This is a genomic window from Streptomyces sp. NPDC038200 (assembly GCF_055600785.1).
In genome coordinates this window covers 319,861-336,545 of the sequence record NZ_JBVJYH010000003.1, presented here as the reverse complement: position 1 = coordinate 336,545, position 16,685 = coordinate 319,861, and the positions used below count along the sequence as shown (strand labels likewise).

Genomic DNA, 16,685 nt, shown 5'->3' with positions numbered 1-16,685 from the left:
ATCGATCAAGGAAGTGCACCTCCACCCCACGAGGAGAGCCGCATGCCATCCCGTGTCCGCCGTCCCCTGCTCGCGGCCCTGGCCGCCACGGCCCTGCTGTCATCGGGTCCGCTCCTGGCCGCCCCCGCCTCCGCGGCCCCGACCGCCGTCACCTGGGACACCGACCGGGCGGCCGCCGCCTACGCGGCGAACCCGGCCGCCGTCACCGCCTCCGGCAGCGAGAACGCCGGCGCCGCCCCCGGCCTCGCCTTCGACGGCAACGGCGCCACCCGCTGGTCCAGCAACTTCGCCGACGACGCCTGGATCCGCCTGGACCTGGGCTCCGTGATCCGCGTCGACCGCGTCGTCCTCGACTGGGAGGCCGCCTACGGCAAGCGCTACGTCCTGGAGGCGTCGAAGAACGGCACCGACTGGACGCCCTTCTACACCGAGACCGCGGGCACCGGAGGCTCGGTCACCGCGCACACCCATCCGCAGGAGGTCACCGGCCGCTACATCCGGCTGCGCGGCCTGGAACGGGCCACGCCCTACGGCTACTCCCTGTGGAACTTCAAGGTCTACGGCGGCGAACCGGCCCCCGCGTCGACGACCCGCACCAACCTGGCCCTGAACCATCCGGCGTACTCCAACTACTACCAGGACGCGGGCCACTCACCGGCCTTTCTCACGGACGGCGGCTGGCCCGCGGACCTCAGGGGCGACACGAGCCGCTGGTCGAGCGACTGGAACACGGACCGCTGGGTCTCCGTGGACCTGGGCGCGCAGTCCAGCATCGACACGGTGGACCTGTACTGGGAGTCCGCCTACGCCGTCGACTACCTCATCCAGGTCTCCGACGACAACCGCACCTGGCGCACCGTCTACGAGCCCTCGGCCGCCGACATCGCCGCCCGCCGCGCGAACGTCAAGGCGCCGTCCGACGCGGCCGGCGTGCACGACACCGTGAAGCTGCCCTCGCCCGCGACCGGCCGCTACGTCCGCATGCTCGGCAAGGAACGCCGCTCCTTCTACAACCCCGCACCCGCCACCGCACAGTTCGGCTACTCGCTCTACGAGTTCCAGGTCTGGGGCACCGGCGGCAGCGCGTCGGCCGCCTACCCCGCGCTCCCGGCCGACCCGTCGGGCTCCTACCGCACCACGTTCTTCGACGACTTCACCGGAGCCGCCCTCGACCGCTCCAAGTGGCGGGTCGTGCGCACCGGCACGGAGATGGGGCCGGTCAACGGCGAGTCCCAGGCGTACGTCGACTCCGCCGACAACATCAGCACCCGCGACGGCAGCCTGGTCCTGAAGGCGAAGTACTGCAAGGGATGCACCAAGGCGGGCGGCGGCACCTACGACTTCACCTCGGGCCGCATCGACACCAACACCCACTTCGACTTCACCTACGGCAAGGTCAGCGCCCGGATGAAACTGCCGGTCGGCGACGGGTTCTGGCCGGCCTTCTGGCTCCTCGGCAGCAACGTCGACGACCCCGCCGTCTCCTGGCCGGCCTCCGGCGAGACCGACATCATGGAGAACATCGGCTACGCGGACTGGACCAGCTCGGCCCTGCACGGCCCCGGCTACTCGGCCGACGGCAACATCGGCGCCCGCCAGACCTACCCGAACGGCGGCACGGCCGACCAGTGGCACACCTACGCGGTCGAATGGACCCCGACGGCGATGCGCTTCCTCGTCGACGACCGTCCGGTACAGGAGACGACCCGCAACAAGCTGGAGTCCACCCGGGGCAAGTGGGTCTACGACCACAACCAGTACGTGATCCTCAACCTCGCCCTCGGCGGCGCCTACCCGGCGGGCTGGAACAAGGTCACCAGCCCCTACTGGGGCCTGCCGCAGTCCAGCGTCGACAAGATCGCGGCCGGGGGAGCCCAGGCCGAGATCGACTGGGTGCGGGTGGAGCAGAAGGGGTAGCCGCCACGGCGGCGGATACCGCAACCGACGTCGACGGTGCATGGTGTGCCACCGGCGGTGAACTCGTCCACAGCGCCGTCGCCGCCCGTCGGCCCGACTGTCTGGCCACCATGGATGCCTTCCCCGAGGAACCGTAGGACAGCTTCCCGCTGAACCGGGAAGCCGTCCTGCGCCTCAGGGCCTGCCGCAGAGCATCCGCCAGCCGACAGCCCGTCCCTGCGCCTCCGGTTGTTTGCCGCCGCGCTCGTGGGGTTCGACGTACGTGTTGCCTTTGCGGCGGCTGTCTGTCTGCCACGTCAGGCGCTTGCTGCTCAGCACCCTGTGCACAGCCGTCAGGCGCAGCCGCCCGGACGGCATCGCTCGACCACTCGTAGAGGCATTTCCTCCCAGCGGTTCGTCCGCGTGCGGGGCACGTCCCGGGGCCTTCGCCTCTTGTGGCACCGAAGCCCGACTCGCCATGTTCCGTCCTCGCACCGTGCCCTGCGCGTCCTTCGGCGGGTCCCCGGACCGCGCCGCGACGCGAGCCGCCTGTCCGGGAGGCCCGCCGGTCTCTCACACGCCCGCTTCGACCAGGAAGGGGCTCGGCTCGCCGGACCAGGAGACGTACAGGCTGTCCCGTGCCCGGGTGCAGGCGACGAACAACAGGCAGCGTTCGGACATCATGTCCGTCTCGTGCTGCTTGGCGTCCAAGGCGGCGGGCGTCACCGCCTTCGGGAAGGGCAGCGACTCGCGGCTCACGTCGATCACCGCGACGCACCGGAACTCCAGTCCCTTGAACGAGTGCATGGTGCCGACCCGCACGGTCTCGCCGTCCCCGCCGGCGCCGGCGGACCGCAGCGGTGCGGCGGCGACACCCGCCGCCTTGAGACGCGACACGGCCTTCGCGCACATCTTGTTGAACCGTGTGCAGACACCTATCTCCCCGGCACCGACACCTGCCTCCAGCCACGTCCGCACTCGGGCGACCAGCGCGTCCAGCTCCGCCTCCTCGCCGGCCGCCGCGTGCACGACCGGACCGTCACCGTGCAGCGCGGAGCGGTAGCCCAGCAGCGTGTCCTCACGGCCCTCGTCCTCCAGCTGGGCGATGGGGCGACCGACGAGCAGGGCCGTGGACCAGCGCAGGATCTCCTGCGTGCTGCGGTAGTTCTTGCGCAGCTTCACCGACCGCCCGGCCACCTTGATGCCGAGCGACTTCAGCGACACCTTCGCGTCGTAGATGCGCTGGTGCGGATCACCCGCGAGGAACAGATCGTCCGGACGGGCGGGAACGGCCGCGCGCAGCAGACGCCACTGCACCGGATGGAGATCCTGCGCCTCGTCCACCACGACGTGCCGGTACCGCGGACCCCGCTCCGTCAGCACCCGTGCCGCCTCCGCGCACGTCTGCAGCCAGGTGCGGGACCCGTCCGCGGCCAGATCGGCCGTGAACCGCTGCACCGTCTCCCACACCAGGGGGCGCTCGGCCGCCGCCAGCCGGCTGCCGCGGCCGCGCCGGTCCGCCGTCTCGTACTCGGCCGGAGTCCTGATGTCCTGGGCCAGGATGACGTGCCGGTACTCCTGCGCGAGGAACTGCGCGCTGCCGCTGAAGCCCACCGCCTTGGCAGCCTTGCCCCAGCGGCTCTCCTCCTCGTTGTCCATCAGCGGCCGCAGCGCCACCGCGCCCGGAACCTCGGCGACGACGCGGCTCGCGAAGCCGTCCACCGTCGAGATGTCCACCCGCCCGCGCAGCTCCGGGTCTTCCACCAGGGACTCCAGACCCGAGCGGAGCGCGTCGACGAGCGCGTTCGTGTACGTCGTCAGGAGGATACGGTCGCCGTCGCGCAGATACCCCAGCAGGTGCTTGACCCGGTGCAACGCCACGACGGTCTTGCCGGTGCCCGGCCCGCCCGTCACCTGGGCGGGCCCCGAGTACGACGCCCGGTAGGCGACCTTCCGCTGGGAGGGGTGCAGGAACACCCGCCAGGCCGCGAACGGCTTCTCCAGGATGTCGCGCAGCTCCTCGGGGGCCGACACCAGCGCGATACGCGCCCGGCTGTGCCGGATGGCCGTCTCGTAGTCCTGGGTGTCCACCGGCTGTGCGGACGCCTGCAGGGCGGGCGCGACGATGTCCTGCCACACCTCCTGGAGGGGGAACCCTTCGGCGAGGTACTGCAGCACCTCCCGCTGGTCCTGCGGCAGCAGTGGTGCGAAGACCTCCAGCTGCTCCTTGTCCACCAGCGACCGGGCCTGCCGCAGCGTGTCGTCGTCGATGCCGAGCGCCTTCAGGTCCCCGTCGGAGAATCCCGCGAACAGCCGCTCCTTCGGCGAGGCCGCGGCCACCTGCTCGTAGGCCGGCGTGATCTCGTCCAGCGTCGCCGCGTCCCGGATCTCGACGGCCCTGGTCACCGAGTTGATGCTGGACTTCTGCTTCACCGCCCAGGCGATGGCGTCGTCGTGCGGCATCACCCGCAGCAGGACGTAGGTCTCCCCGGAGGACGGGGCGAGCAGGACCCCGCGCCAGAACCTGTCGATGCGGATGGTCCGGATGTGCTTGTCCTTCGCCTTCTCCAGCGCTTCCAGCCGCAGCCCCTTGTCCTTGCGGACCTGGTCGAGGGTGAGCCGGTCGAACTTCTCCCAGGCGTCGAGCACACCCTTCCTGACCGGGGGCTGGAGCTTGGGAAGTTCGGTGAAGAAACCGACGTCGAAGGCGAGCTGCGGCATGGGTGGATCCTAAGGCCGGGCGGGTTGTCGGGCCGGGCTGTGGTGCGGACGACGTCCAGGTCAGGAAGGGGAGCCGAGCCCGCCGCCGTCGATGTCCAGACGGATCACGGCCAGTGTCTCGGCCACCTCGGCGGTCAATTCGTCGGCCGGGCCGAACACCAGGCACAGATCCGCGTGCAGCGGGTCCAGGACGTCGAAGGCGTCCGCCGTCCGTCCCTGCGCGAGCAGCAGCATGCCGATGTCGCGGCGCAGTTCCACGGCGTTCTCGCTCATGTCGCCGTCGACGGCGCGCACGACGTCGAGGACGTGGTTCAGCCCGGCCAGCGCCTCGGTGACGTAACCGAGTTCACCGCGGCAGCGGGCCGCCTGGGCCCGGCTGTTCAGCGCGTCCTCGCTGCTCGGTCCGCTGACCCGCGCGAAGGCGTCGGCGAGTGCCTCGAACTCGGGTAGCGCCGCGCGGTGGTCTCCCGCCAGCTGGCGGCTGACCGCCCGCCACGTGCGCAGCCGTAGGACCGCCTTGTTCTCCGAGCCGAGGGCGCGTGCGGCCGGCTCGATCAGCTCGTCCACCACCTCGGCGGCCTGCGCGTACCGTTCCTCCTCCATCAGGGCCAGGTAGTGCGCCTGGACCTCGCGGATCTGTTCCCGCAGCGCCTCCCGCTCGGCCGCGGGAACGACCGGCGGCCCGTCGGACACGGCGCCGGACGCACCGGACCGCACGCTGCCGGCGCCGGCGCGGGAACGGGGAGCGTAGGGGCGGCGGAAGATGCCGGTCGGGTCGGGCGCACCCGTGGGCCCCGCCTCCTCCGGCGCCGACTCCTCGCCCGGCGGGGGCAGGAACGGCCGCAGCCGCTCGTACACCTCCTGCACATCCGCCGGTCGCGCCTCGGGCGCCTTGCGGAGCAGGTCCAGGACCAGCTCCTCCAGGGCCTCCGGCACGTCGGCACGGAGCTGACGCAGGGGCGTCGGCGCCGCGCTGACGTGCTGCATCATCAGCTGGAACTCGCTGTCCCCGTCGAACAACGGCCGGCCGCGGAGCAGTTCGTGCAGGACGCATCCCAGGGCGTACAGGTCGGCGCGCGGCGTGACCCGGCCGCCGCGCACCTGTTCCGGCGCCATGTACTGGTGCGTCCCGATCGGACTGCCCGTCGCGGTCAGCTTGGTGACGTCCGTCCGGAGCATGGCCGCGATGCCGAAGTCCAGTACCTTCACCGTGCCGTCCCGGGCGACGAGGATGTTGCCCGGCTTCAGGTCACGGTGCACCACGGGCACGTCGTGCGCGTACGACAGCACGGTCGCCACCTGTGCCGCCACGGCGACGGCCCAGCTGACGGGGAGAGGCCGGTCCGGATGCACGTACGCGGTCAGCGGCACCCCGTCGACCAGTTCCATCACGAGGAACAGCTGCTCGTACGACTCGTCGAGGACGGCGTCGTACACCTGCGGCACGCCCGGGTGCTGGATCCGTGCGGTGATCCGAGCCTCGCGCCGGAACCGCTTCTCGAACTCCTCCGCCGCGTGCGGCGACGTCACGGCCTGCGGACGGATCAGCTTCACGGCGACCGGCCGGTCCAGGACGGCGTCGTAGCCGCGCCACACGTCTCCCATGCCGCCGTGTCCGAACTGCTCCAGCAGCTCGTAGCGTCCCGCGATCCGTTGTGCGTCCGGCACCTGGTCCCCGCCCCGCCCCGTCGAGTGTCCGAAGTGGTCTTCGCTCTTGGATGTGCTCGGCACTCAGTTTCCCGGGTGCGGGTTTCGCGCGTCCAGCCAGGTGGCGGGACGGGGACCCACGCCACCTGGCCCTGAGCGTGTCAGATGTCCTCCAGGCCCTCCTCCCGGCGGATCATCCGCCAGGCCGCACGGCGGGCGCTGCGGTCCAGGTTGGACTTGAAGTCCCGGTCCGTGCCGAAGTACCGCTTGCCGAGGGTCTCGATCGTGGAGACATGGTCCATCATGTTCTCCTCGAACTTCCTGTCGAAGACGATGCCGAAGTTCTCCTCGTCGTTGACGAGGGCGGCGGCCCGGACCTTCGGGTCCTCCTTGGTGGCGTTGAAGGCCGGGAGGACGTCCTCCTCGGTGAACTCCGTGCCGAACCGGGCGTTGAACTTCTCGATCAGCTCCGACAGCAGTGACTTCTCGGCGTCCTTGCCGCCGCCCGCCCCGTCACCGAAGCCCTTGAGCTCGGCCGCGCCCTCGGGGCTGAGGGACACGTCGTGCTCGCCGGTCTTCTCGACGCGCAGGTGGCTCAGGTCGACCTCGCCTATGTCGACCCCGCCGTCGGCGAGGCGCGGGAGGCGGTTGAGCAGGTACCGCCCGTAGAGGTGGAGGCGCTCCAACTCGGCGTCCTGGTACGGGACGATCTGCGCGAGGAAGCCGTACTTGCGGACGTAGTCGGTCAGGTCGGCGCGGAAGCCCTCGGCGGTCTCGACGTCGTCCTCCTCCTCGCTCTCCAGGAGCTTGGTGAAGCGGGTGACGGCGGGGGAGAGGAGCCGGTACAGCTCGGCGTGGAGCTTCTCCCACCGGGACGGGGAGCCGGCCGCTTTCTCCTGCGCCTCGAAGTACGCGGCGACGAACTCGTCCATGTCCTGCTCGGAGACGACCGGCACGGACATGACGCGGCTCTGGGCCGTGTAGAGGAGGTTGGGGTCGGAGGGCAGGGTGTGCGCCTCCTCGAAGTACGGGCGGAAGGCGTCCTGGATGTCCTCGGCCTCGTTGACGAAGTCCAGGACGGCGAGGTCGGCCTGGGACTTGCGTTCCGCGGTGCGGTTGAGGCGGGACAGGGTCTGCACGGCGGCGATGCCGGTCAGCGTCTTGTTGACGTACATCGTCGTCAGGAGCGGCTGGTCGAAGCCGGTCTGGTACTTCTCGGCGACGACCAGGATCCGGTACTCCTGCCGGCCCTTGCCGCCGGCCTGCGCGGCCTTGTCGTCGGCGCGGGTGTAGCCGAACGCCTTCGGCAGCGCGCTCTCCGGGAGGCCGCCGTTCTCCTTGGTCTCGGTGGTCTCCTCGCCGTCGATGGTGAGGGACCCGGAGAAGGCGACCAGGACGCCGAGGTCCGGGTACGTGGTGTCGTACGCGACGTCGGCGAGATAACTCCGGATGGCCCGCGCCAGCTGCACGGCGGAGTGGCGGGAGGCCGTGACCACCATGGCCTTGGCGCGTCCGCCGAGCCGGCCGCGGGTGTGGGCGACGAAGTGCTCGACGATCACCTGGGCGTGCTGGGACACCGTGTGCTCGTGCATGAGCGCGAACCGGGCGAGCAGGCTGTTCGCCTTGGCGGGGTCGACCTCCTTCTCGTCGCGGTTGAGGTTCGCCAGCTTCCAGTACGTGTTGTACGTGACGTAGTTGCGCAGCGGGTCGAGGATGAAGCCTTCCTCGATGGCCTGGCGCATGGAGTAGGTGTGGAAGGGCCGGTAGACGGGCTTGCCGTTCTCCACGCCTTCCGTGCCGAAGAGTTCGAGCGTCTTGGACTTGGGCGTGGCGGTGAAGGCGAAGTAGGAGAGGTTGGCGGCGCGGGAGCGTTCCACCGCCTTCGCCTTCAGCCGGTCGTCCACGGTGACCGTGGTCGCGCCCTCGTCGTCCGAGTCCGCGTCCAGGCCGAGGTCGCGCAGGGCCGCCTTGACGGCCGTGGCGGCGTCGCCGGACTGGGAGGAGTGCGCCTCGTCCACGATGATCGCGAAGCGGGTGCCCTTGATCTCCGTGGGGTTGCGCTTGATGTAGTCCAGCAGCGCCGGGAACGAGTGCAGGGTGACCGTGACGATCTTGCCGGTGTCCCGGGAGAGCGCGCGGGCGAGCTGCTCGCTCTTGGCGCCGTGCTTCTCGTCGACCTTCACGACCAGGCCGTCCGTCTGCGAGAAGCTGCCGACCGTCGCCGAGAGCTGGGCGTCCAGAGCACGGCGGTCGGTGATGACGACGACCTTGTCGAAGACGGGCTCGCCGGGCTTGATACGGCCGTCGGCGAGGGCGTCGGGTCTGAGGACGTGCGGATCCCTGCGGGCGTGCAGGTCGCTGAGGCGGTGGGCCAGCCAGCCGATGGTGTTCGACTTGCCGGAACCGGCGGAGGCCATGATCAGGTAGTTCTGGCCGGCGCCGTGGACGGACGCGTGCGCGGTGAGCTTGCGGACCACGTCCCACTGGTGGAAGCGCGGGAAGATCGTCGACTTGGTGGTGCCGCCGCCGGGCGTCTTGTGCTTCTGCTGGTGTACGAAGCGCTGGAGGAGGTCCAGCCAGTTGTCCCGCTGCCAGACCTGCTCCCACAGGTACGAGGTGGCGTACGTGCCGTGTGCCGTGGGCGCCGGGTTGCCGGCCCCGCCGGGCAGGCCGGGGCCGTTCGAGCCGGTGTTGAAGGGCAGGAACCGGGTGCTCCTGCCGCGCAGTTGTGTGGCGACGAAGACCAGGTCCGGGTCGACCGCGAAGTTCGCGATGACGCGTCGCGTGAAGAACGGCTCGGTCGGGTCCCGGTCGGTCCGGTACTGCTCCTTGGCCTGCTCGACGCCCTGCCCGGTGAGGGGGTTCTTCAACTCGGCCGTGGCGACGGGGATGCCGTTGAGGAACAGGGTGAGGTCGAGCTCGCGCCCCCGGTCGGCCTGCTTGGTGGCGTAGCGGAGCTCCCGGACCACGGTGAGCCGGTTGGCCCGGTAGCCGTCGAGGACGGAGTCGGCGGAGACGAGGTTGGGCTTGAAGTAGGCGACGCGGAGACGGACTCCGCGGTCCTTCACGCCGTTGCGGAGGACGTGGAGCAGTCCGTCGTCGGCGATGGCCCGGTCGAGGCGCTGCGCGAAGCCGCGCCGGGCCTCGTGGGGGTCGCCGCCGTAGACGGTGAGCAGTTCGCTCCACTCGTCGGGCTGGGTCTCGCGGATGAACTCGTACAGCTCGTTGGTGTCGAGTCCGAGATCGGCCTGGTAGTCCTCGGGCTTCGCCGCACGCCAGCCTCGTTCGCACAGAGCGGCGACGATGGCGGACCCGAAGGAGGACTCGTCGTGGACGGGGCTCATACGGCTACTCCTTCGGTCACGTGACGACCGTCGGCGGTGGTCACGTCGAACTGGCCGGTCACGGCCGCGGTGATGAGGGCTTGGCGGCGCTCCGTGAGGAGATCGGCCCTTCGCTTCTGGAGCCTCTGCTGAGCGGCGATGTGCTGCTGCCACTCCCTGGCCGTGCGGACGATGCGACGCTGCTCGTCCTCGGCCGGAGCCGGAATCCGCAGACTCCTCACCAGGTCCTGGCTGATGTTCGGCTGACCGCCTCCCGAAGCCAGGCCGAGGATCTCGGGACGGTGGGCGCGGAACCAGAAGAACGCGAACTCGGGATCGACCGCGCCGGTCCCGGACAGCACGCAGCAGGCCTGGTTGACGCAGGCCGGAACGCTCAGGATGCCGACACGTCCGGTCGTGGCGCCGTACATGGCCACGACCAGGCTGCCCGGTGCGTACATCTTGAGGGTGGGGTAGTCGGCGAGCGCCTTCGAGGTGACGGTCTTGCTCGGTTCGGTCACCCAGCCGTCCCGCAGGTCACCGGTGTTGACCCAGGCGTGCTCGCCGTCGAAGTACGCGGTGTCGCTGGACCGGGGAGTGGTTCCGCTTCCCGTGCGGAAAGCTCTGCCGATCTTGTGGAGGCGCCAGCCCGCGGCCATGTCCGGCATCCACGGCACTCCGGTGGAGGTCGTCTCGGGGTGGCCGGCGGACGTCGTGAGCTGCCTCAGCTGCTCCGTGAGCCACTCCTCCAGGAGCGCCGACTGCCGCTGGGAAGCCGCTCTGAGCCGGTCCGTACGCCGGGTCTCGATGTCGAGGAAGTCGGCTATGCGGCGCTGCTCCGCCAAGGGCGGCAGCGGGATCCCCAGGTTCTGGAAGGCTTCCACGTCGATGGCCTGGCCCTGCCGGATCCCCTGGGTGATGTTGGCCAGCTGGGAAATGAGCAGACTGGAGCGGAAGTAGTATTTGTAGAAGCGAGGATCGGCTTCCGGGACGGCTCGCAGAACGGTGTAGGCGGGGCTCACCAGGCCGCGCACCGTCGAGTGCGAGATGCCGTGCTGGAACGAGCGGAGACCGATGACGAAGTCGTCCGGTTCCACCAGTTTGTAGTTGCTGACGTCCGAGTCGGGGTTCCACACGGAGAAGTCGAGATCGCTGCGCAGCGTCACCCCGTCTTTCGTGGCGGAAGCCAGTGGCGCGTCCGCTCCCCGCACATCGCGGCGAGGGAAGAGGAAACGGGCCCGGCGGGTAGCCCACGCCGCGGGAAGGGTTGTCGTCACCGCGTGACCTCTCCCAACAGGCCCTGGATCTCGGCCTCCAACGCCTTCAGCTCCGCGTCGATCTCCACGAGCGGCCTCGGTGCCTGGTACACGTAGAAGTGCCGCGTGAACGGGATCTCGTACCCGATCTTCGTCTTGCCGTGGTCGATCCACGCATCCGGCACGTGCGGATGGACCTCGCGCTCCAGGTACTCCTCGACGTCCTCGCCCAGGGGCACGTTCTCGAAGTCCCGCAGCTCGGCGTCCGGCTCCGGCTGACCCTTGACGCGCTGTACCTCGCCCTCCGGGTCCCGCACCCCGACGACCTCACGCAGCGCCTTGTTGAACGGCGCACCCGCGGGCCACGTCTCGCCGGCCCGCACCACCGCGTCCTTCAGGGCGAGCCACGCCTCCTGCTTCGTGCCCCAGCTCGTGCCCGTCAGGGACTTGAACGCGTCCGCCAGTGCCGAAGCCTGCGGCAGCTTCTGGATCGCCTTGGACGCCTCCAGCGCCGCCAGGGTCTCCTCCGTCACCTCGAAGCGCAGCCTCAGCGGCTGCTCCACCGTGATCCGCCGGTAGCCGAAGTCCTCGTTCCGGAAGACCTTCACCTTGCCGTGCAGCGGGTGTTCCGCGTCGCCCGCGACCGCCAGCGCCTCGCCGTACAGCTTGACCACCGTGGCGATGTGGTCCTTGCCCAGCTCCTTGCGCTTGTCGCCGAGCGACTTGCGCATCTTCCGCCACTGGTCCCGGGCGTCCAGCAGGACGACCTTGCCCTTGTGGTCCGGGCTCTTGCGGTTGGTCAGGATCCAGAAGTACGTGGAGATGCCGGTGTTGTAGAAGAGCTGGTCCGGCAGGGCGACGATGCCTTCCAGCCAGTCGTTCTCCAGGATCCAGCGGCGGATCTCCGACTCGCCCGAGCCGGCCGCGCCCGTGAAGAGCGGCGAGCCGTTGAAGACGATCGCGATGCGCGAGCCGCCCCCGCCGTTCACGTCGACCGGCTTCATCTTGTCGATCATGTGCTGGAGGAACAGCAGCGAGCCGTCGTTGATGCGCGGCAGCCCCGCGCCGAAGCGGCCGGCCTCGCCCAGTGCCTTGTGTTCGTGCTCGACCTCGTCCTTGACCTTCTTCCACTCCACGCCGAACGGCGGGTTGGCCAGCATGTAGTCGAAGGTCTTGCGGGCGTGGCCGTCGTCGGAGAAGGAGTTGCCGAAGGCGATGTTCTCCGGGTCCTGGCCCTTGATCATGAGGTCCGACCGGCAGATCGCCCACGACTCGGGGTTGAGCTCCTGCCCGTACACCTCCACCGTGGCGTCCGGGTTGAGGTCCTTGATCAGGTCGTCCACCGCGGAGAGCATGCCGCCCGTGCCGCAAGCCGGGTCGAGGACCGTGCGGACCGCGCCCGGCAGGTGCAGCGCGTCGCCGTCCGGGGCGACCAGCAGCCGCACCATCAGCTGGATGACCTCACGCGGGGTGAAGTGCTCACCGGCCGTCTCGTTGGACTGTTCGGCGAAGCGGCGGATCAGTTCCTCGAAGATGTAGCCCATGTTGTGGTTGGGCACGACCTCGGGACGCAGGTCGAGGTCGGTGAACTTGCCGATGACCTGGTAGAGCAGCCCCGCGCTGTCCAGCCGCTTGATCTGCTGGGCGAACTCGAAGCGTTCCAGGACGCTCCGCGCGTTGTCGGAGAACGCCCCCACGTACACCTGAAGGTTCCGTGCCGCGTTCTGCGGGTCGTCCGCGATCTTCTTCAGGGTCAGGCCGGACCTGTTGTAGAAGGAGTGGCCCGAGGCCCGGCGCAGGAAGCGGTCCGGGTCGATCCCGCTGTCCTTGTGCTGCTCCGCGATCTCCGCGACCTTGTCGCGGGTCGGCTCCAGCACGCACTCAATGCGTCGCAGCACCGTGAACGGCAGGATGACCTTGCCGTAGTCGGACTGCTTGTAGTCCCCCCGCAGGAGGTCGGCGACGGACCACGCGTGGTTCGCCAACTCCGTGTGCTTACTGCTGTTCAACTGGATCCCCGGGTTCCTTCCGAAATGTCCCGACCCCACCACCCGGCCCGCCTGAGCGGACGGGGCGGTCCGACCATTGTCGTCCACGGGTGAAGGCGCGTGTGCAAAAGGGGGCGAATCGCCACCCCGGACGCCTACTGCCGCTCCGGCTCCGTGTCCCGCGACGGGAGGAGCTGGCCGCCGGTGAGCCCGCCCGACAGCAGCCGCGCCGTCTCCTCCGCCAGCCGTGTCGCCCGCTGGGCCTCCGCCCGCAGCTCGTACACGCGGCGGAACGCCTCGCCGTACCGCCGCTGCTCCTCCAGCGGCAGCAGCGGTACGCGCAGCCGGCCCGGCGTGACATGGCGGATGGTGCTGCCCGTGGAAGCACTCGCGATGTTCTCCTCCGCGCCCAGGAACCCGGCGAGGAACCACGCGTCCAGGCGGGCCGGGTCGGGCCGGAAGAGGTGGATGTGCCGGCCGAGCAGCGCACCGGCCGCTTCCGCTCCGGCCACCCGCGCCGCCGGACCCGACCCGCTCGCCACCGCCCGGACCAGCACGTCACCGGCCTCGATCACCGGCGCGGACTCCGTCCGCATGTCGGCCGCGTCGCCGGTCGGGCCCGAGCCGGCCGCGAGGTCCGAGGCGGTCAGCACCGGACGTCCGGTGAGCTCGCCGCCGCCGTTGCCGTCGCCGCCGTGGTCACCGTCGCCCCCGCGGCCCCGCGCGCCCTCCGGCAGCGTCCGCAGCAGCATCAGCGCGCCACCGCGCGCCAGGTCGGACGCCGTCGCCGTACGCCACTCGCGGGTCGCGGGACCCGATGCGCGCCAGTCCTCGTAGGCGGCGGCTCGGCCCAGGACCGCGGCTGCCTCGACGAGGTCCCGGCGAGTGGCATCGGCCTCCGCGGCCAGCTCGGCCGGGTCGACCGGGGCCCGCGAGGCCTGTACGAGCCGTGCCGGGGAGAGGTCCACCAGGTCGTCCAGCAGGTCGACCACGCCGACCGCTCGGGCCACCCCGGGCTCGCCCTCGAACGCGTCCGGGTCCGTGAGGAACGCCTGCCACGCGCCGAGAGCCTGCTCGCCGATCGCCGCCCAGTCCACGGAGGCGGAGCGGCTGCCGCCCCGGGTGCGGGCGGACGCGGCCGCCGACGCGCCCCCCGCCCCCGCCCCCGAGGCCGACGCCTCCGCGGTGTCGACGAACAGCAGGGACTTGCGTTCCGCGCCGCCCGGTTCGGGCCGCTGCAGAATCCATATCTGCAGCCCGATGTGCAGCGGCACCGACGCGCCGGCCGGCAGGGCGATCACCGCGCGCAGCGCGCCGCTGCGTACCAGCTCCGCTCGTACGCGCCGCCCGGACGCGCGTCCCGCGATCGCGGGCGGCAGGATCACCGCCGCGTACCCGCCCGGTGTCAGGTGGGCGAGCGCGTGCTGCACCCAGGCGAGCTCCGAGTCGGCGCGGGCCGGCACCCCGTACGCCCAGCGCGGGTCGTAGGCGAGTTCGTCGTGCCCCCAGTCCCGGTTGCCGAACGGCGGATTGCACAGCACCGCGTCGGCGAGCAGACCGGGGAAGGCGTCCGCGCGGAGAGTGTCGCCGGCGAGGACGGTGACCTCGGCCTCCGGTGCCGTGAGCATCAGGGTCACCGCGGTGCGGCGGGCCTGCACGGTGAGCACGTCCTGGCCGTACAGCTCGCGCGCGCCACGCCGCCCGGCGGCCGTCAGCAGGCTGCCGCTGCCGCAGGCCGGGTCGAGCACCCGCGCCGGGGTGCCCGGGATCAGGCGGGCGAGGAGGTCCGCGAGCGGCTCGGGAGTCCGGTACGCGCCGGTCACGGCGCTGTCCTCCAGCTCGCGGGTCGCGAGCACGCCCACCGCGGCCTGCGCGCCTTCGTCGCGTACGCACAGGTACAGGGAGCGCAGCACGGCGGCGTCGATCGCCCCGAAGTGGACGGTGTCGGCGCCCGGCACGGCTCCGGCGACCGCCGCGGCGTCCCGCTCGGCGCGGGCGACGAGGTCCGTGTCCGGCAGCCGCGCGGCGGCCGTCAGCTCCTGCGCCGGGTGGCGCGCCGCGCCCAGGGCGAGGAGCAGCAGGTCGGACGTGCCGCCGCCGCTCTCCCAGGTGTGGATGCGCAGGGTCGTGCGCAGTTCGTCCGACGGGCTGGCCGCCGAGGCCTGCCCGCGTGAGGCGAGCCAGGCGCGCACCGCCTCCAGGTCGTACAACGGGCTGCTCTCCGTGCCGCCGGACGGCGCGGGGAAGTCCTCGTGCCGACGGCGCCAGTTGCTGACCGTGGCGCGCGTGACTCCCGCGATGCGGGAGATCTCGGCGGCGGTCACCTGGGCGGATGGCTGGGGCATGACGGAAGACCTGGGCCTCTCGGTCGGCAGATGTTAACAACCTACAGCACGCGTCAAATCTGTCAACGCATTTGACAGTGCTTTCAAGGCAGTGCTTATCTGGTCGTGCTTCCAGTGGGAGTCGTCGCTCGGCGGGCCTCGCCCGGCCCGCAGCGCCGTGTGCCGCGCCCATCCGTGCGCCGCTCGTTCACCGTCACCGCACCGCGCAACACCGCCGCGGGCGCCGCTGCGCGCCCGATTCGAAGCACTCCGGGGGGAGACCCGTGCGCCTCACCATGCCGACCGCCGTCGTCGAAGGAACCCAGCTCACCGTCATGCCGTTCCGCGCGGACGCCGTCGTCGGGACGATGTCCGTGCCGACGCTCGTCCAGCTCGTGCCCTCGCCCCGCGCCGAGGAGGATCCGCGCAAGCTCAAGGCCGCCTCCGGACTGGTGCGCCGGCACGCCGAGCTGCGGGCCACCGTGCAGCGCACGCTGAAGTCGTCGCAGAAGGGCAGGAACGTCGGCCCGTACGCCGAGTACATCGCCGCCGGCCTCAAGGGCGAACTCGGCGCCGCCTGGTCCACGCCGCCCATCACCCTGTGGCATGCCGGACCGCTCGCCGCCATCAGCGACGAACTCGTCCCCGGCAGCGGCCTGCGCACCCTCACCGTCGCGCCGGGCACGATGGTCGTCGCCATCGACGGCGAAACCCAGACCACCGCCTGGCACGACCTCTACGACGAGCCCGAGGCGCACGGCCTGACCTACCCGGAACTCGCCCAGGTGCGCCTCCCGTTCGAGCTCTACGTCGACCTCGCCCCCGCCGACGCGCGGCAGATCTTCTACGACCGCAACGTGCAGGGCGTGGACGTGGCCAAGAACCTCGCCATGTCCATGGACCAGCGCGACTTCGGCACGCGGCTCGCCCACCTGGTCGCCGACTCGGTGAAGGTCGACGTCGACGGGCAGCGGGTGCCGTTCGCCAGGCTCGTGAACGGCAGCAAGCGGCAGGTGTCCGCGAGCGACCACGAGGTGGTCACGCTCTCCGCGCTGCGCGCCCTCGTCGTCACCGCGCTCTACGGGCGGAACGGTCTCCAGCGGTCCGCCGAGTCCGTGCACGAGGACGGGCTGCCGGCGGGGTACCGGCCCGAGCAGGTGGAGGCCGCCGTCGTACCGGTCCTCGGGCAGCTCATCGCCCGCCACGCCCGCGACTTCACCGAGCGCAGTGCCATCACCGCGCCTGCCGTCCTCGCCGGGATCGGCATCGCCGCGCACCACACCATGCCGTGGGCCGACCCGGCGACCGCCTTCCGCACGGACGACCTGGTCCGCCTCCTCGACGGCATCCGCTGGGAGCGGGAGGCGACGTACTGGGACGGGGTCGCCGCCAAGGCCGGCACCTCCGGCCGCCTCAACTTCAGCGGCGGGGTGAAGGACTCGGGCGGCCGGGTCGCCGAGGCGATCCTCTACCCCGTGACCGAGGCGGGCCGGAAGATCCGCGGCCTCTGACCACCGCGCACACCACGAA

The 16,685-nt window shown here is 71.0% G+C and carries 8 protein-coding genes; 2 read left to right on the top strand and 6 right to left on the bottom strand.

The genetic code is table 11. From position 1 onward, the window contains the following. Positions 1-42: 42 nt before the first annotated feature. A complete protein-coding gene (locus ACZ7KF_RS08885) occupies positions 43-1,917 on the top strand; it encodes a discoidin domain-containing protein (RefSeq protein WP_471070505.1) in 1,875 nt (624 codons plus the stop codon). A 552-nt stretch (positions 1,918-2,469) separates the two neighbouring features. Here the strand turns inward: ACZ7KF_RS08885 and ACZ7KF_RS08880 are convergent. The 6 genes from ACZ7KF_RS08880 to ACZ7KF_RS08855 all read right to left on the bottom strand — a co-directional run bounded on the left by ACZ7KF_RS08880 (position 2,470) and on the right by ACZ7KF_RS08855 (position 15,176). Continuing rightward, entirely contained in the window at positions 2,470-4,617 is a 2,148-nt protein-coding gene (locus ACZ7KF_RS08880) for a UvrD-helicase domain-containing protein (protein WP_471070503.1), read from the bottom strand. Between the two features lie 60 nt (positions 4,618-4,677). Then, positions 4,678-6,222, bottom strand: a complete 1,545-nt coding sequence (locus tag ACZ7KF_RS08875) for a serine/threonine-protein kinase (RefSeq protein ID WP_471070953.1) — start codon at positions 6,220-6,222, stop codon at positions 4,678-4,680. Between the two features lie 203 nt (positions 6,223-6,425). Beyond that, positions 6,426-9,608, bottom strand: coding sequence for a type I restriction endonuclease subunit R (locus ACZ7KF_RS08870; RefSeq protein WP_471070501.1), 3,183 nt, complete (start codon positions 9,606-9,608; stop codon positions 6,426-6,428). Beyond that, entirely contained in the window at positions 9,605-10,753 is a 1,149-nt protein-coding gene (locus tag ACZ7KF_RS08865) for a restriction endonuclease subunit S (protein ID WP_471070499.1), read from the bottom strand. Before ACZ7KF_RS08865 ends, ACZ7KF_RS08870 begins: the two co-directional genes overlap by 4 nt. Before the next feature lie 107 nt (positions 10,754-10,860). Then, positions 10,861-12,852, bottom strand: coding sequence for a type I restriction-modification system subunit M (locus tag ACZ7KF_RS08860; protein ID WP_471070497.1), 1,992 nt, complete (start codon positions 12,850-12,852; stop codon positions 10,861-10,863). Positions 12,853-12,986: 134 nt separating this feature from the next. Continuing rightward, positions 12,987-15,176, bottom strand: a complete 2,190-nt coding sequence (locus ACZ7KF_RS08855; protein WP_471070495.1) for an N-6 DNA methylase — start codon at positions 15,174-15,176, stop codon at positions 12,987-12,989. Between the two features lie 263 nt (positions 15,177-15,439). On the opposite strand from ACZ7KF_RS08855, the gene ACZ7KF_RS08850 reads away from it, so the two are divergent. Continuing rightward, a complete protein-coding gene (locus ACZ7KF_RS08850; RefSeq protein ID WP_471070493.1) occupies positions 15,440-16,666 on the top strand; it encodes a DNA sulfur modification protein DndB in 1,227 nt (408 codons plus the stop codon). Positions 16,667-16,685: the final 19 nt, after the last annotated feature.